This window comes from Hymenobacter fastidiosus, from assembly GCF_039539565.1.
Lineage (GTDB): Bacteria > Bacteroidota > Bacteroidia > Cytophagales > Hymenobacteraceae > Hymenobacter > Hymenobacter fastidiosus.
This window is the reverse complement of sequence record NZ_BAABDJ010000035.1, coordinates 127467-144614: the sequence shown is the minus strand read 5'-3', so window position 1 is coordinate 144614 and position 17148 is coordinate 127467. Positions and strand designations below refer to the sequence as shown.

General features: G+C 58.6%; 14 protein-coding genes. 5 read left to right on the top strand and 9 right to left on the bottom strand.

The genetic code is table 11. The features are described 5' to 3' along the window. Window positions 1-21 precede the first annotated feature (21 nt). The 6 genes from ABD833_RS14880 to ABD833_RS14855 all read right to left on the bottom strand — a co-directional run bounded on the left by ABD833_RS14880 (window position 22) and on the right by ABD833_RS14855 (window position 7936). Window positions 22-852, bottom strand: a complete 831-nt coding sequence (locus ABD833_RS14880; protein ID WP_345074041.1) for a phosphosulfolactate synthase — start codon at window positions 850-852, stop codon at window positions 22-24. A 199-nt stretch (window positions 853-1051) separates the two neighbouring features. Next, on the bottom strand, window positions 1052-2449 hold the full coding sequence (locus tag ABD833_RS14875; RefSeq protein ID WP_345074039.1) for a tetratricopeptide repeat protein: 1398 nt from the start codon (window positions 2447-2449) through the stop codon (window positions 1052-1054). 90 nt (window positions 2450-2539) lie between these two features. Next, window positions 2540-3553: an NAD-dependent epimerase/dehydratase family protein gene (locus ABD833_RS14870; protein WP_345074037.1), complete on the bottom strand. Its 1014-nt coding sequence runs from the start codon at window positions 3551-3553 to the stop codon at window positions 2540-2542. A gap of 71 nt (window positions 3554-3624) precedes the next feature. Beyond that, window positions 3625-4395 (bottom strand): tyrosine-protein phosphatase, encoded by a 771-nt coding sequence (locus tag ABD833_RS14865; RefSeq protein WP_345074036.1) that lies wholly within the window; start codon window positions 4393-4395, stop codon window positions 3625-3627. 24 nt (window positions 4396-4419) lie between these two features. Further along, window positions 4420-6885 carry a GumC family protein gene (locus tag ABD833_RS14860; RefSeq protein ID WP_345074034.1) on the bottom strand — a complete coding sequence of 822 codons (2466 nt, stop codon included), beginning with the start codon at window positions 6883-6885 and terminating at the stop codon, window positions 4420-4422. Window positions 6886-6961: 76 nt separating this feature from the next. Beyond that, window positions 6962-7936 carry a polysaccharide biosynthesis/export family protein gene (locus ABD833_RS14855; RefSeq protein WP_345074033.1) on the bottom strand — a complete coding sequence of 325 codons (975 nt, stop codon included), beginning with the start codon at window positions 7934-7936 and terminating at the stop codon, window positions 6962-6964. 242 nt (window positions 7937-8178) lie between these two features. On the opposite strand from ABD833_RS14855, the gene ABD833_RS14850 reads away from it, so the two are divergent. The 4 genes from ABD833_RS14850 to hpf all read left to right on the top strand — a co-directional run bounded on the left by ABD833_RS14850 (window position 8179) and on the right by hpf (window position 11055). Next, window positions 8179-9318 carry an acyl-CoA dehydrogenase gene (locus ABD833_RS14850; RefSeq protein WP_345074031.1) on the top strand — a complete coding sequence of 380 codons (1140 nt, stop codon included), beginning with the start codon at window positions 8179-8181 and terminating at the stop codon, window positions 9316-9318. 174 nt (window positions 9319-9492) lie between these two features. Continuing rightward, window positions 9493-9687, top strand: a complete 195-nt coding sequence (rpsU, locus tag ABD833_RS14845) for a 30S ribosomal protein S21 (protein WP_073107232.1) — start codon at window positions 9493-9495, stop codon at window positions 9685-9687. Between the two features lie 135 nt (window positions 9688-9822). Continuing rightward, entirely contained in the window at window positions 9823-10710 is an 888-nt protein-coding gene (locus ABD833_RS14840; protein ID WP_345074030.1) for a tyrosine-type recombinase/integrase, read from the top strand. A gap of 45 nt (window positions 10711-10755) precedes the next feature. Then, window positions 10756-11055 carry a ribosome hibernation-promoting factor, HPF/YfiA family gene (hpf, locus tag ABD833_RS14835; protein WP_345074029.1) on the top strand — a complete coding sequence of 100 codons (300 nt, stop codon included), beginning with the start codon at window positions 10756-10758 and terminating at the stop codon, window positions 11053-11055. A gap of 76 nt (window positions 11056-11131) precedes the next feature. On the opposite strand, the gene metK is transcribed toward hpf, so the two are convergent. The 3 genes from metK to ABD833_RS14820 all read right to left on the bottom strand — a co-directional run bounded on the left by metK (window position 11132) and on the right by ABD833_RS14820 (window position 15584). Further along, complete coding sequence (gene metK, locus ABD833_RS14830; protein ID WP_345074027.1) at window positions 11132-12394, bottom strand: methionine adenosyltransferase; 1263 nt, start codon at window positions 12392-12394, stop codon at window positions 11132-11134. 145 nt (window positions 12395-12539) lie between these two features. Then, window positions 12540-15017, bottom strand: a complete 2478-nt coding sequence (locus ABD833_RS14825) for a S9 family peptidase (RefSeq protein ID WP_345074026.1) — start codon at window positions 15015-15017, stop codon at window positions 12540-12542. A gap of 105 nt (window positions 15018-15122) precedes the next feature. Further along, window positions 15123-15584, bottom strand: coding sequence for a GNAT family N-acetyltransferase (locus ABD833_RS14820; RefSeq protein ID WP_345074025.1), 462 nt, complete (start codon window positions 15582-15584; stop codon window positions 15123-15125). 176 nt (window positions 15585-15760) lie between these two features. Here ABD833_RS14820 and ABD833_RS14815 point away from each other — a divergent pair, with 176 nt between their 5' ends. Continuing rightward, a complete protein-coding gene (locus tag ABD833_RS14815) occupies window positions 15761-17134 on the top strand; it encodes a PQQ-dependent sugar dehydrogenase (protein WP_345074024.1) in 1374 nt (457 codons plus the stop codon). Window positions 17135-17148: the final 14 nt, after the last annotated feature.

The window sequence follows — 17148 nt, the reverse complement described above, 5'->3', positions numbered from 1 at the left end:
CGGGCCGCGCCCCGACACCGCCTAGCCCCGCGGCATGGAGGTGCCGGGCTTGCCGGTCTTGGCCTCGGGCTTGAACATCTCGTCCACGGTGTCCATATCCAGGAAGTGCGTGAACGTGTCGCCGCGCAAACCCAGGCGGATGGTTTCGAGGCTAACTATTTCGTTGGGGGCAATATTGCCCAGGTTTACGTTGGCGCCCATCATCTTGATAAACCACACCTGCTGCGACTTCTGCGGCGCTTCCCACAGAATCTTCTCCGCCGGAATCTGGGTCAGAATTTCTTCTACCAGGCCGGAGCGCACCTCGCCGGTGCTGCGGAACAGGCCCACGTTGCCGGCTTCGCGGGCTTCGCCAATCACCTTGATGGCCCCGGCTTCCAGCTCGGTTTTCATTTGCGAAATCCACTTGTAGGGGGGAATGATTTTCTCCGCGTCCTTCGACCCTACCTCACTCAGCACCTTTACCTGCTCCGAGAGCGTGCGGATATAGTCCAGCTTGCGGTCGTGGACCAGATCGATGGAGCCGTCGGACACTTCGGCATACTCCATCCCGTACTCTTCCAGCAGCCGGCGGTAATCATCGAACTGATTGCGGATGATGAAGGCCTCAAACAGGGTTCCACCGAAATACACCGGGATACCCGCTTCCTTATACACGGCCAGCTTACGCTTCAGGTTGGGCGTTACGAAGGAAGTGGCCCAGCCCAGCTTCACGATGTCGGTATACGGGGTGCCTACTTCCAGGAAGTCTTCGACTTCGCGGATACTAAGGCCTTTATCCATGACCATGGTGTAGCCTTGCTCGCGGGGTTTGGCAGTGCGCTCGGGAAGATTGTTGAGGGTATAATTCATTCCTGGGGTCTTAGGGTCTTAGGGACTTGGGCGCTGGATTTTCGTGCCGGGCGCCCGGAGCAATGCGGCAAAAGTACGCCCGAATTTTGTAAGTAGTAAAAAGGGACTTGGGGTCCGGGGGACTTAGGGTCTTGGGTGCCGTTCTACAAGTTTTGTCAGAACAACAACCCAGACCCTAAGTCCCCCGGACCCCAAGTCCCTACTTCCGGTACTGGTCAATCAGCCGGGCCAAGGCGCGTTGGGACTCCAGCTCGGGAAAGTATTCGAAGAGCAGCCGGTGCTTGTCAAAATCAAGTACCAGGGCATTTTCCAGGTTCTGATACGCTTCGCGGTAGCGGCCCGCGGCCAACAGGTAGGCACAAAGCCGATAGTGCAGCTCCGCTTCGCCGGGCTGAATCTCCATGGCGTTGGTCATCAGGTCGATGGCCCCGTCGAAGTTGCCCTGCTCGTAGAGGATGATGCTCCAGTTCAGCCAGGCATCCTTGTTGTCGGGGGCTACCTGGGTGGCTTTGTCGTAGGCCTCGATGGCGCTGATTACATTGCCCAGCTGGTATTCGGCCGCCGCCAGGGCCAGCCAGTACTCGGGACTTTCGTCGTAGAGCTCCGTGGCTTTGCGGAAGAAATGAATGGCCTCGAACCAGCGCTCCTGCGCGTTGAGCACTACGCCGATACCAAACCAGGCCTCGTCCATGGTCTGGTCGAGGTCAATGGCTTTCTGGTAGTTCTTCCGCGCCTGGTCCCACTCCGCCAGCTTCTCGTAGCATTCCCCGATGTTGCAGAGCGCCTCCGAGGTAGGCGTGCCGGGCTCGTAGCTCAGGTGAAACTCCAGGATAGCTTCGCGGTACTTCTCCTGGCTCACGTACGTGCTGGCCAGGAAGCTGTGCGCCTCGTAAAATTCAGCATCGATGAGAATGGCGTACTCAAACGCCGCTTCGGCTTCGGCATATTTACCCGTCCGGAAGTAGGCCTGCCCCAGATTGTACCAGGCAATAACGGAATACGGGTCTTCATCCGTAAAGCGGCGGAAGAACTCCAGATTCTTCTCCAGCCGCTCACTTACCTCCAGACAATACAGCAGCTCCTGGACCGCTACTTCATTGTCGGGGTTCAGACGCAGGCTTTGCTTGTAGAATTTGGCGGCGCTTTTAAACTTCTGCCAGCTCTGGTAAGCCAGCCCCAGGTTAAAGTAGATATCGTCGCGGTCGGGGGCGCGCTCCGCCGCCTGTTGAAAATAGGCTACGGCTTCCGAGAACTCCCCTTTCTGGGTGGCAATGATCCCCCGGGTGACGGCTACGTCCGGGTTGTCAGGATCGAGCTGAGCTACGTCTTCAATCTGTTGGGCCGCGGCACTGTACTCGCCCTTCATGGCCAGCACCTGGGAGCGGTCGATGAGCAGCTCAGTGGAGAAGGGATATTGCGCAATGGCCGCTTCGCACGCCCGTAAGGCCTGCTCATACTGCGTGTTGGTAGTGTAATGGTCGATAATATTCTCGAAGTCAGCCAGATCAAAAAACACGGGCTCGTTGTTGGCCAGCATACGCTCAAAGCGGCGCACGATGTCCATTACCTCGTTTTGGTCCTCAAAATTCTCGTTCATTCTCATGCTGCTACAATCGGCGCACAGCCGCCAAAAAGGCAGGCTCTACGGGTATTAAATCAAGGGTAGGGCACACCGCCGGTAAGTGTCCTAAGGTACAACAACCGCACCGGATGCCGGGTAGTTCGGACGCAGGCCGGCGCAACACCACTGAATTGTTTCGGCCAGGGGCCGGAACGTCAGGCCAATAGCCTGCTGCACCTTTCCAGCCCCATACTCCACGGGATGACGGCCGGCCCGGGCGGTGTCCCTGGTGATAAGGGGTCGGGCGCCGGTGAGCAGGGAGCGGCCATGCTCCAGTCGCCAGATCACCTCCGCGGCCCAGTTGGGAACAGCTACCGAAGGCGGCTTTTTGCCGAAGCAAGCGGCAGCCTGCCCCAGGAAATCGGCCAGTGGCACGGCTCCGGCACTCAGGACAAACCGCTCCCCGGAAATTGTGGTATGCAGCGTCAGCGTCATCATGGCCTCTATTACATCGCGTACGTCGACGACGTTCAGATTTCCCGGGGTGTAGAAAGCGTGTTCCTGGTAGGCGTACCGGAACAGCCGCGTGCTGCTTCGGTTCCAGTCGCCGGGGCCCAGCACCACCGATGGATTCACCATCACGGCGGCCAGACCTTCCGTTACGCCGCGCCACACTTCCAGCTCACCCAGATACTTCGACGTGGCGTAGGCGGGGTGTTCAGCCCCCAGGTCCCACTTGGCCTGTTCGTCCACCAAGGCAGGAGCAGTACTGCCGGCTTGCTTCACTAGCGTGCCCAGCGCCGCTACCGATGACACATAGCACAACCGTACCCCCGGCTGCGCCAAACAGGCATCCACGATGGCCGCCGTGCCTTCGACATTAGTTTGCAACAGCGCATCTTCATCCTGGGGAGCGTAGGAAACCAGACCGGCGCAGTGAAATACGTGCGTGATACCCAGCATGGCCGCCTGCAGCGCCAGCGTGTCGCGCAGGTCGCCCTCGACCCATTCCACTTTCCCGGTTACCGGAAGCTGCGGAATCCGGGTGCGGTATAAAGCCCGCACCGCATAACCCTGCGCTACCAGCGCTGGAATCAGAAACCTGCCAATAAGGCCGCTGCCGCCGGTAACGAAAATCATTCTTTGGGGAGCTTGGAGTTTGGGGACTTGGTTTTTAACAGCCGAAACCACGACTCTGAGGCCCCCAGACGCTATAAACTGGTATTCAACAGCGGCAGCGCCAGCACCTTCCGCAGGTAGTCGGTTGGGAACACTTTCAGGCGGAGGGTTTCGGTATGCTTGAGGTTGTGCGCATCGGTCCCAACCATATCCACCAGGCCCGCATCGACCAGTCGTTCGGCTATTTTCCGGGCCCCCGGCGAATAGTAGCCACACAGCGAGTTCAGATTTAGCTGCAGCAGCACCCCATCCTCGCGCACCTTTTCCAGCTCCTGAAAACGCCCGTAGAAATACGTATACCGCTCCGGGTGCGCCAGCACCGGCTGGTAGCCCGCCGACTTGAGGTTGAAAACGACTTCGCGGAAGTTGAACGGCTCGTTGATGTAAGACGTCTCGAAGAGGACGTACTTCTTGTCGCCGCCAAAGCTGAGCAAAGGCTCCTCGCTATCAATCTTCTGCTGCAGCCACTCATCGAGGTAGTATTCGGCGGCACATTCCAGCTGCAGACCGGTTACTCCGCCAGCCGTGGCCGCTACCTGCAGTTGGGCCAGGGCGGCCCGGATTCCAGTGGGAGTGTTCTTATAGAAGTCGCCCATGATGTGGGGCGTCATAATAAGCTTGCGGTAGCCCATGCTTTGCAGGGCCCGGAGTAGCGCCACTGACTGCTCTACGGTTTCGGCGCCATCGTCGAGCCCGGGTAGCACGTGGGAGTGCATATCCGCCCCAAGCACGGCCAGAGCGGCCGGATCGATGGAAGTGGAAGCATTAGCGCCGCCAAAAAGCTTCTGAAAGAATGACGCCACGCGTAAGGAAAGAAAGCCGGAAAATCAGGTAAACCGCTTGCGCAGGCGGGACAAGGCGCTGCCCGTTGGTTTGGTTTCCTCGTAGTAGCCCTGGCCATAGCCATAGCCGTAGCCATAGCCGTAGCCGTAGCCGTAGCCGTACACGCCACTGGCATTGGCATCATTGAGAATAGCGCACAACCGGGTGAAATTATTGGCCCGCATCAGCTTGTTGATGTTCTTCAGGAAAGTTTTCTTGGAGTAGTTGGCCCGGACGATATAAACGGGGATATCGGCCTTCCTCATGATGAGAATTCCATCTGTAACAAGTCCCACCGGCGGAGTATCAATCAGAATCACATCGTAGTGTTCGTAGAGTTCGTTGAGCATCTCATCGAACTTTGGGTTAAGGATCAGTTCCGATGGGTTGGGGGGAGTGGGGCCAGCCGAGATAAAATCCAGCGTTGGGATGCTGGTGTGCTGCACGCATTCCAGCACGGTATGTTTTTCAATAAGAATGGTGCTGATCCCCTTAATATTTTCGGTTCCAAACGCCAGATTCACTTTAGGCTTGCGCATGTCCAGATCCAGAATCACGACTCGCTGGCCTGAAAGGGCGATGATTCCGCCCAAATTGACCGTAACGAACGTTTTGCCCTCCCCCGAAATAGTCGACGTGACCGATATCAGCCGCTTTTTCTTGGCCGAACTGATAAAGTCCAGGTTGGTACGAATGGAGCGGATCGACTCCGAAATAGCTGATTTAGGGCTTTTATCTACCACCAGCTTCGACACGGTCATTTTCTCCTTGTCATAGGTCGGAATCACGCCCAGCACCGATGCGGCAGTCGACCGCTCCAGTTCCCGCACGTTAGTCACCGTGTTGTGCATCAGGAACCGTACGGCTATCAGCAGCAAACCCAGAACGATACCGGTAGCCAGCCCGATAGAATAAATCATCAGTCGCACGGGTGAAATTGGCGCCCCGGGCCGGCTGGCCGGCGACAAAATCTGAAAGTCGGCCGTCGTACCCGCTTTGGCCATGTTGAACTCCACGATTTTATCCATCAGCATGAGGTACGTTTTCTCGTACAACCCAAATGGGCGTTTCAGGCGGGCCAGCTCGGTTTCCTTTTGCGGTAGTGTCTGCAACTCCGAATTAAAGGCCGCCTGCTGCTGGTTCATCTGCGCCAGCTGTTTTTGCAACAGTTGCCGGTTTTGCTGGAGCTGACGCCGGACACTATTCTTCAAAAAGGCAACAGCCGATTGCTGCGCCTGAACCGCTTCAGTGGCCGGCGTATAGGAACGAAGCACGCGCCGCAGATTGCGCTGCAGGTTATTGAGTTCCCCCAACTGTTGGGTAAGGGGCGCATCTTCGAGAATAGCCAAGCCCGGGATACTTTCCTCCAGGGTAGCTTCGTCGCTGGCAATAAGGCGTTCCTGCTCCACCAGCCGCGTCACCTCGCTCAGCAGGCGGGCTTTATCGGCCAGCTTCTGGCGTTCCTCTTCCTGCGTAGCCAGCTTCGTGATGATGGCCGTCACGTCGGAGCGCACGTCATAGGTCTTGTTAATGCGCACGAACGACTGCAGGTTTTCTTCGGCGTTCTGCAGCTGCGTACGATTTTCCGAGAGGGTTTTTTCCAGAAACTGCAGGGTCTGGGCCGTAGCCTGCTGCTTCTTGGCCAGCTTTTCCTGCAGGTACACCGTGTCAATCTTATTGACGATATCCTGGGCCTTGGCCGGGTTAAAGTCGGTGAAGGCTATCTGAATGGTATTGGCGTCGGCATTTACAATTTCAACACTCAAATTATTACTCAGATAGGCATTCAGCCCGGCGTCATCATTTACCAGGAAATGGTATTTCAGGTCCCGGGTTTCCGCATTCAACCGCGGCGTGGCGGTGATGCGCAGCTGCATTCCGGGCAGGGTAATCTGCTGTCCTAAAGTAAATTCACCGGTTTTTTCCTGCCCCTGATACAGATAGCTCAGGCGGATCTGCTGGGAACCCATGAATACCAAATTGAATTTGGTATTGTACAGAACCGGATCCTTAATTTGGTATTGTACTTCAAAAGGCGAGGTACCGTAAAGCTCACTCTCCAGCACGTTACCCTCCACATAGTAATTTACATCCAGCTCCAGGGAGTATTTCAGCCGGCGGTAGATGATGTTGGACTTGATCAGTTCAACCTCGCCGGAAAGCTGACTTATACTCTGTTGCTCCTTCAGCCCCTGACCGAGGGCCCCACTCAACCCCAGCGCACCCGCCTCGGTTTTCTCATCGATCTTGAGCAGGGAGGTCGATTTGTAAACCGGCTTGGTATAGCGCAAAAACAGCCACGAAGCCGTCAACCCCAACGCGATGAGCAAGGCAATCCAGATCAGACTACGGCGTGCGACCAGCAGGAGCGTTGTGATATCAAGTCCGCCGCCTTCTTCATCTTCAGCATCTGTATCTCCCCCGCCCGCATTGCGAATCAAGGCTTCCAGTTCAGCGTTTTCGTTTGCCATTCGGTCGTTAGCAAGTTGGTTTTAAAGCGCGGCATGCTGTTGGCCCTGCCCGCTCCCAACCAATTTCAAGCAATTATTAAAGTCTCTGAATCAGATAAAGCGTCGTAACCAAGCTGGTTAAGCCACCAATAAGGCCAAACACCGAACTGGCATCGGATAGTGCCTGGAAGAACGGACGATTTATCGGTTCAATGTAGACTACGTCGTTGGGCTCAACCTGCAGATTGGCGCGGCGCATTCCCTCAATCGTGGACAGGTCAATTACCTGGACTTGTGGATTTTTCAGGTCACCCCGAATCAACCGGATATTGTATGCGCGGCCGCCGCTGAGCGCCCCGGCCGTGCTATTATTGTTGTTGTTATTATTGCCGCCGTTGTTGCTCAGGCCCCCGATCAGGGCCAGCACTTCCAGCAGGTTAGTATTGTCGTTGGTCAGCGGCACAATGCGCCCCCCGATATGACCGAGCACGAAGACGCGGTTGTTGGTAACGTGGGTAGATACAAACACGTCCTTGTAATAAGCACTGTAGCGCACCTGCAGCACACTATCAGCCTGCAGCAGCGACAGGCCCGCCACGCTGACGATGTCAACCATGGGCAGCTTTACCTTGCCGTTGCTTTGCACCAGAAACTCGTCGGCAGCCATCGAAGTGGTGGCTGGCTGTCCGCTACCCTGGCCCGACTGGCCTCCCTGCATGCTCTGCATGCTCTGCAGGGCCTGACTCATGCGGCTGGTGCCGGGGGTTGAGGTGCCGCTGCTCGTGGAGCCGGGCGGGCCAAACTTCAGTTCCCCGTTGGGGTCCAGAATCCGCTCCCCCTTGTTGGTGTAGACCTGCACCCGCAGGTAGTCGTTGGGTTGAATCAGATAATTGCGGGCCGTACGGTTCACGGCCGCCCGGAGCTTCATCGTATCAATGCCCACTCCCGTGGGAGTCTGAAACATGATACTTTGCTGATAATACCGGGACGAAGCGCAGGAAGAAAACAGCACCGCGAACGGCACCCAAAGCAGCCAGAGGCGCAGAAAGCGGGAGAGAGCAGGTTGTTGCATGCAGGCTGGAAAAGCCGGGGGCTAAGTACAGAATGTATCAGAAAAGACGGTATAAAACCGAACATTTTCCCCTAAAAAACCTTCAAAGTAACCGAATTGGCGGGCCCTTTCAAAATTGAAGCCCCGCCAGCCCGGAGTAAAGCTGGCTTGTCTGGCGGCAAAGCCGTACTTTCGCAGACCCAAAACCGGACCATCCTGGTTTTTCCTGCCAATCTTCCTTCCCACCCAATCCCCCAGTTTCCATGGAATTAGTAGCCACCGAGAACCAAACCATGATTGCCCAGATGGTGCGCGACTTCGGCGCCACCCACATCAAGCCCGACATGATGAAGTGGGACGAGAGCCAGGAATTTCCTATCGAAGTATTCAAAAAATTGGGTGAGTTGGGCCTGATGGGCGTGCTGGTTCCCCAGGAATACGGCGGGGCAGGCTTTGGCTACGTCGAATACGTGACGGCTATTGCTGAGTTGTCCAAAATTGATGGCAGCATTGGCCTGAGCATGGCGGCCCACAACTCCCTCTGCACCGGCCATATTCTACAGTTCGGCTCCGAGGAGCAGAAACGCAAGTGGCTGCCTAAGCTGGCTTCGGCCGAATGGATCGGGGCCTGGGGGCTGACTGAACCCAATACGGGTTCCGATGCCGGCAACATGCGCACCGTAGCCGTGGAAGACGGCGACTTTTACGTGCTCAACGGCGCCAAGAACTTCATCACCCACGGCAAGAGCAGCAGCATCGCCGTGGTTATTGCCCGTACCGGCAAAGTCGGCGACTCCCACGGCATGACGGCCTTCGTGCTTGAAAAGCCCACCGAAGGCTTCACCCACGGCCGCAAGGAGGACAAGCTGGGCATGCGCGCTTCCGAAACGACCGAGCTTATTTTCACGGACTGCCGCGTACCGAAAGAGAATATCCTGGGCAAAGTCGGCGACGGCTTCATTCAGTCGATGAAAGTACTGGACGGCGGCCGGATTTCCATTGCGGCGCTGTCGCTGGGCATTGCCCAGGGGGCTTTCGAGGCCGCGCTGGCTTATTCGCAGGAGCGTCACCAGTTCAATAAGCCGATTTCGAGCTTTCAGGGCATCAGCTTCAAGCTGGCGGATATGGCCACCGAAATCGAGGCGGCTTCGCTCCTCACCTACCGCGCCGCCGATATGAAGGACCGAGGCCTGAACGTGACCCAGGAATCGGCCATGGCCAAGCTGTATGCCTCGGAGGTGTGCGTGCGCTGCGCCAACGAAGGCGTGCAGATTTTTGGCGGCTACGGCTACACCAAGGACTATCCGGCCGAGAAATATTACCGCGATGCCAAGCTTTGCACCATCGGCGAAGGCACTTCCGAGATTCAGAAGCTGGTTATTGCCCGGAACTTACTGAAATAAATCACTGATCTGCGCTGATCATACTGATTGCGCTGATTTTTGCCCGGTCCGGGCGGTTGAAGGAGTTATTTCTTAGACCTTTGAACAAAAAAATCAGGGCAATCAGTATGATCAATTGAATCAGTGATTACCTTTGCAACCCCTAAAAGAAGACTTTTCAATTTTACTGAGCATATGATCATCGTCCAGATTAAGGATAACGAGTCGGTTGACCGTGCCCTGAAGCGTTTCAAAAAGAAATTTGAGCGCACCGGCGTTCTGAAGGAACTGCGTCGTCGCACTTTCTTCCAGAAGCCTTCCATTACCAAGCGTAAGCAGAAAATCAAAGCTGTTTATAAGCAGACGATGTACGCTACGGAGAACTACTAATCCGTAGCTTCCGGCGAAGATTGCCCACCGGCTGAATTGCTTTTTCAAGCGAATCAGCCGGTTTTTTCGCGTCTTACCTTTCCGATTTAATTCCCTACATTGGATACCCGCCCTTAGTCGCGGGCCCTTGTCAGTATGGAGTTATTTTTTGATTATCTGCGGTTCGAGCGGCGCTACAGCCCCCACACCGTGCTTTCGTACCAGACCGACCTGAGGCAGTTCACGGACTACCTCAAAACCGCGTATGAGCTAGAAAATCCGGCCCAGGCCGACCATACGCTGATCCGCTCGTGGGTGGTCACGCTGATGCAGCAGCCGCTGGACCCGCGCACGGTGAACCGCAAGATTGCCTGCCTGCGCTCCTACTTTAAGTTTCTGCTCCGCACCAACGTCATCGGCCGCAACCCCATGCTGCGCATCAGGTCGCCGAAGGTGACCAAGAAGCTGCCTGACTTCGTGCCGGAGGATTCCCTGAATGGCCTGCTCAACTCCTTCGAGTTCCCGGATACGCTGGCGGGCCGCCGCGATCAGCTGATTCTGGAATTACTTTACGGTACCGGCATCCGTTTGTCGGAGCTGATCGGCATTGGCCACGACGACCTGAGCCTGACGGGCCGCACGGTGCGCGTAACGGGCAAAGGCAACAAGCAGCGCTTGGTCCCGCTGAACCCTACCCTGCTCATAGTGCTGGAACGCTATATAGCCCTCAAACGGGGCGAATTTGGCGGCTCCGACAACGCCCGGGGGGCGCTCCTCGTTACAGATAAGCTCGAACCGCTCTACGAAAAGTTCGTGTATCGCACCGTGAAGCACTATCTGAGCCAAATCACGACCGCTACGTCCCAACAGCACCCCCACGTGCTGCGTCACTCCTTCGCCACGCATCTGCTGAACAAAGGAGCTGATCTGAACGCTATCAAAGAGCTGCTGGGCCACGCTAACCTGGCGGCCACGCAGGTGTACACCCACTTGTCGATTGACAAATTGAAAGCCGTATTTGAGAAGGCCCATCCCAAGGCCTGACTAGTTGAGTGTTTTCCTTTTTTCTACCCCAAACCCCTACGACCGATGAAAGTACAGATGCATTCGGTACACTTTGACGCCGACCAAAAACTACTTGACTTCATCCAGAAGCGTCTCGATAAGCTCGAAACGTTTTACGACCGTGTAACCAACGGGGAAGTGATTCTGAAACTGAATAACAAAGACGGCATCGACAATAAGACGGTCGAGATTAAGCTCTTCATCCCCGGGACTACCTTGTTCAGCCAGGAAGATGCCGCTTCGTTTGAAGCCGCCACTGATGCCGCCGCCGAGAACCTGCGCCGCCAGATCACGAAGCACAAAGAGAAAGTCATGAGTCATTGAGACTCATCGAATCATAAACCAAAAAAGCGCCCTTCCTGCTTGGAAGAGCGCTTTTTTGGTTTAATCAGAATTGATATTACAGGCTGAACTCCGCTTTGATTCTGTCCACGTAATCGAGCTTCTCCCAGGTAAAGGTCTCGAAGGTTTTGGTTTCGCCATTGCCCATTTTCACTTCTTTGGTACCCGGGGGCCGGCCCATGTGCCCATAGGCTGCCGACTCGGCGAAGATAGGGTTGCGCAGCCCGAAGCGTTGTACAATAGCGTACGGCCGCATATCGAACAGCTTGTTCACTTTATCGGCAATTTCGCCGTCGGTGAGTATCTGACCATTCGGGCGCTTGGCTTTGGTGGTGCCATAGGTCGTCACGTACAAGCCCACGGGCTGGGCCACGCCAATAGCGTAGGCCACCTGCACCAGGGCCTGATCGGCCACGCCGGCCGCAACCAGGTTTTTGGCGATATGGCGGGTAGCGTACGCCGCGGAGCGGTCTACCTTAGAGGAATCCTTCCCCGAGAAGGCTCCTCCGCCGTGGGCCCCCTTGCCGCCGTAGGTGTCCACGATGATTTTGCGGCCGGTGAGGCCCGAGTCCCCGTGGGGCCCCCCGATGACGAACTTGCCGGTCGGGTTGATGTGGTAGGTGATCTGGTCGGTGAACAGGCGCTGGGTGGCCGCATCGAGACCGGCCTTCACGCGGGGCACCAGAATGTGGCGGATATCTTCCGAAATCTGCGCCAGCATCTTCTCCTCCGACTCGTCAAACTCGTCGTGCTGGGTGCTGACCACGATGGTGTCGATGCCTTCGGGCGTGTTGTCGTCGGCGTAGCGGATGGTCACCTGGCTTTTGGCGTCGGGACGCAGGTACGTCATTTCCTGGCCGGCCTTGCGGATTTTGGCCAGCTCATCGAGCAGACGATGCGAGAGGTCGAGGGCCAGGGGCATATAGTTGGCCGTTTCGCGGGTGGCGTAGCCGAACATCATACCCTGGTCGCCGGCCCCCTGCTCTTCGTCACTGGCGCGCACCACGCCCTGGTTAATGTCGGGGGACTGCTCGTGCAGGCGGTTCATTACCTCGCAGGTATCGGCGTTGAACAGATACTCCGGCTTGTTGTAGCCGATGCGGCTGATGACGCCCCGGACAATGGGCTCGGCATCGACGTGGGCTTTGGACTTGATTTCCCCGGCTACCATGGCGAAATCGGTGGTAACCAGGGTTTCGCAGGCGACTTTAGAGGCGGGGTCCTGGCGCAGATACTCGTCGAGGATGGCATCGGAAATCTGGTCGGCTACTTTATCGGGGTGGCCTTCCGAAACGGATTCTGAAGTGAACAGGTAGGGCATCAGCTTGTAAGGTAGAAGTACGCGAGAGGCCGGTAGCCCCTGCCCTGCCCTGACGAACGTCGGAACAGGGCCGCAAAGCTAACTGAAAAAGGGAAAGGACCTTAGTAATGCCCCGGGTACCGGCCGGGTGCCCATTGCGGCTGCCCTACTGGCTACTGCTACCGGATCGGGGGCTTTCAGCAGGTTTCAGATTGGTATCGAACAGCTTCAGAATCCGCTTGTACTCGTCGGTCCAGGAGCTGGGCTCCACGAAGCCGTGGTCTTCCACCGGATACACGGCCAGCTCCCAGTTGTCCTTGTGCAGCTCGATAAGGCGCTGGCTGAGGCGCACGATGTCCTGAAAATGCACGTTCACGTCGACCATGCCGTGGCACATGAGCAGGGCCCCTTTCAAACCTTCGGCATAGTAAATCGGCGACGAGCGGACGTAGGCCAGGGAGTCGTTGTAGGGTTCGTTGAGAATGTTGTCGGTGTAGCCGTGGTTGTAGTGCGCCCAGTCGGTTACGGAGCGCAGGGCGGCCCCGGCCCGGAACACGTCGGGCTGGGTGAACATGGCCATCAGCGTGATGAAGCCCCCGTAAGAGCCCCCGTAGATGCCGATGCGCCGCGGACTCACGCCGTACTTATCTACCAGCAGCTTGGCCCCGTCGACGTGGTCGGTGAGGTCTTTGCCGCCCATGGCGCGGTAGATGCCCGTGCGGACGTCGCGGCCGTAGCCACTCGAGCCCCGGTAGTCGATATCCAGGACCGTGTAGCCCTGCTCCACCAGCAGGTTGTTGAACATGTACTCGCGGGAATACTGGCTCCACCACTTATGAGCATTCTGCAGATAGCCGGCCCCGTGCACGAACACCACGGCCGGCCCCTGCGCCACGGCCGTAGTGGGCCGGTACAGGCGGGCATACACGTCGGCCCCGTCGCGGGCTTTGATGGTGATGATTTCGGGCTCCCGCCAGGCGTAGCTTTCAAACTCGGGCGTGGTGCTGTGGGTGAGGGCGCGGGCCTGGGCCCCGGGCTTGTTGGGCATCACGTACAGCTCCCAGGGTTTGGTGGAAGTACTGTAGCGCACGGCCAGGGTTTTCTCGTCCGGCGACAGCGTGACTTCACTGGCCCCCGGCATAGTGGTGATTTGCGTCAGCGGGCCGCCTTCGACCGGCAGGCGGTAGAAGTGCTGCTCGCCGGGGTGCGTTTTGTTGGCCGAGAGGTACCAGGTTTTCCGGTCGCGGCTGAGCTGGGCCTTCTGCACCTCAAACCTGCCGCTGGTCAGGGCCTTTTTGCGGCCGGTGGTCACGTCCACGGTGTAGAGGTGCGAATAGCCGGTTTCTTCGCTCTGAAACCATACCCGGCGCGAGTCCGGCAGCCAGCCTACGTTGCCTTCGTCGTAGCCGATGCCGGGCCCGTTGATCCAGGCGTCGTCGTGCTGCCGGTCGAGCAGGCTGATTTTCTGCGTGGCGGGGTCCAGGCCTACAATCCAGCGGTCCTTGTTGTCGGCGGAGCGCACCACCAGGAAAGCCCGCTGCCCGTCGGCCGACCAGAACGGCCCGTAGGGGACCACCCGGCGCAGCTCGGTGGCCGGCTTTTCCTGCTTCCTGGCCAGTGCTGCTTTAGCCGAATCAGCCGGCGCGGGCGCCCTGGGGGTGAGCTTGTATTCCTTGCGGTAGGCGGGCTGCTCGTCGAGGCCCTGCAGATCTTTGTAGCCTAAGGCAAACGTGGTGTCGCGGCCGATGTCGTAGAGGCCCATTTCGTAAGCTTTCTGCGGCGCGCCCACTTTGGTACGAGTCGAAATATCCTCCGTGAAGCCCGAAGCCGTTACGAAGTTGGGTACGATGGCCGTTTTATCGCTGGCCGGATCCTGCACCAGCCGGTAGGTCACGAACCGGCCGTCGGGGCTGAGCTGCATGCCTTCCACGGTTTTCGGGCCCAGATAAATAGCTTTGGGACTGAGCCGGGCCACGGCTTGCTGCGCCTGGGCCCGGGCTTTGGCGTCCTGGTCCTTTTGGCGGATCACCTGAAACAACGCCAGCTGCTGGGCCCGCAGGAATTTCTCCGCCTGGTCGGTGGGCTGAGTGCCGGCCGGCCTGCTGCCCCGGCGGAAATCGGTGCGCTGCGTGGTTTCGCCGGTAGCCGGGTCCCAGGTGTAGAGGTTGTTGGCGCGGGTGTAGCTGATCAGCTGCCCCCGCAGGGCAAACGCCGGGTCGGTTTCGCGGTCCGCGGTGTTGGTCACGCGCCGGGTACGGCCGGTTTTGAGGTCGAGCAAAAAGATGTCGCCATTCTTCTCGTACACCTTGCGGGCGTAGGGCTGGTCGTATTCGCCCGCGGTGGCCGGCAAGCTGCGCTGCTCGGCTACGCTCACTTTGCGCGGCACCCCGCCCGAGGGCGTGGTCACGTATAGGGAGTCGCGGCGGGCCTTTTCGGGGTTCCAGGTGAAGTAGATCCGCTTGCTGTCTTCACTCCAGGCAATAGCGCCGGGGGCCGAGCCCAGCCACTGCGCCTGGTCGCGCATTATTTTCTCCACCGTCAGCGGCCCCAGCGCCGCTACGGGCGTTACCGCCCTGGATTGAGCGAAGACGCCGGAAACCGGCAACAGCCACGGCAAGAGCCGGACGAAAGAGAAAGCACGCATCGGAAAAGAGCAAGGTGGGAAGTAGAAGTGGTAAGATACCCGGCCGGACAAGAACAAACGCAAGCCGGCCGACGTGGCAACGACGCAACCGGCGGCAAGCGGCAGCTAATTGGCCGTAGCGGCCCCGTAAGGATCAGGCTGCCGGATTTCCAGAAACCGGTCGGGGGCGGCCAGCGGAGCAAACCCAAACCGGGTGTAGAGGCCGTGGGCATCGAGCGTGGCCAGCAGACGGCGGCGCAGCCCCTGCAGCTCGGGGTGGGCCCATACCTGCTCCAGCAGCCATTTGGACAGACCCTGCCCCCGGAATTCGGCCAGCACGAATACGTCGCAGAGCCAGGCAAACGTGGCCGTATCGGTGACTACCCGGGCAAAGCCGGCCAGGCGGCCATCAGGAGCATACAGGCCGAAGCTGAGGGAATGGTCGATGGCCCGCTGCACCGTTTCGCGCGGAATCCCTGTGGCCCAGTACGACTCCTGCGCCAGGTAAGCGTGAATGGCGGCTACGTCGAGGCGGGCCGGGTCGGTGCTGATGGTGAAGCCCAGCGGATGTTCAGATTCGAAAGCCATGCAATGCGGAGAATGAAACGCGGATTCTTTCCCCAAAGCTGGCAGAAATACTTTGCTCCGCAACTGAATGGCCCCGCCGGGCTGGAGCCGACCGGTTCCGGTGACGGGCAGAATCCGAAAATCCCTATTTTGCGTTAGCACCATCAGACGTCGTTTCACGCTTTAACCTGCTGGCTATGAAATCTTTTACCCTTCTCCTGCTGCTTACGGCGCTGAGTGCAGCTACCTGCGTCAGCGCCCAGACCACCACGTTCCAGGTGGGGACTACCACCGTGACGGTAACGCCCCTGGTGGACAACCTGCAAATACCCTGGGAGCTGGTCTGGGGCCCCGATAACTACCTCTGGATGACGGAGCGCAACGGGCGTATCAGCCGCGTCGACCCGGTTTCGGGCCAGGTGCTGCCCCTGCTCACGGTGCCGGATGTGGCCCCGACCGGGGAAAGCGGCCTGCTGGGCATGGTGCTGCACCCCGATTTCGGGACCTCACCCTACGTGTACATCGTGTACAACTATTTGCTGAACGGGGCTTTAAAAGAAAAGCTGGCGCGCTATACCTACGCCGGCGGGGCCCTGACGGCCCCGCTGGTGCTGCTGGACAACATCACGGCGGCTTCCACCCACAGCGGCTCCCGCCTGCTGATCCTGCCCGACCGGACCCTGCTCATGACTACCGGCGATGCCCAGGCCGCGTCACTGGCCCAGAGCACCAGCTCCCTCAACGGCAAGATTCTGCGCCTGAACCTGGACGGCTCCGTTCCGGCCGACAACCCAACCCCCGGCAGCCTGCTCTACACCCTCGGCCACCGCAACCCGCAGGGTCTGGTGCGGGCTCCCAACGGTAAGATTTACGCCTCCGAGCACGGCCCCAGCAACGACGACGAAGTGAACCTGATCGAAGCCGGCCACAACTATGGCTGGCCCAATGTGGAGGGCTTCTGTAACCTGCCCGCCGAGCAAGCCTTCTGCACGGCCAACAACGTGCGCGAACCCCTGTTTGCGTGGACCCCCACGCTGGCCGTAGCGGGGCTGGCGTACTACAACTCGCCCGCCATTCCGGAATGGCAGGGCAGCCTGCTGCTGGCCACGCTCAAAGCCTCCCGACTGGTACAGCTTAAGCTGAACGCTACCGGTGACGCCATAACGACCACCCAAAGCTACCTCACCACGTTCGGCCGGCTGCGGGCCGTGTGTATTTCGCCGCAGGGCCGCATCTTTATCGGTACCAGCAACCAGAACAACGATAAGATCGTGGTACTGGAAAACAAGGCTTTCCAGCCTACCAGCACGGCTACGGCCCTGCCCGGGCCCGCGCTGCTCCTGTGGCCCAACCCGGCCCGGCAGATAGTGCGGCTACGGTTACCCGTCGCGCCCACTGCAGCTGGCGCCGTGGAGGTGCTCGACGTGCTGGGCCGTTTAGCCGTTACCCGGCCGGTGGCCGTAGGGCAAACCGATTTGTCGCTGGATGTGGCGGGGCTGCGCGCGGGCTGGTACGTAGTCCGCGCCCGGGTGGGCGCCCGCACCTACACCCAGCGGCTGCTGATCAACTAACCGCGGCCAGAAAC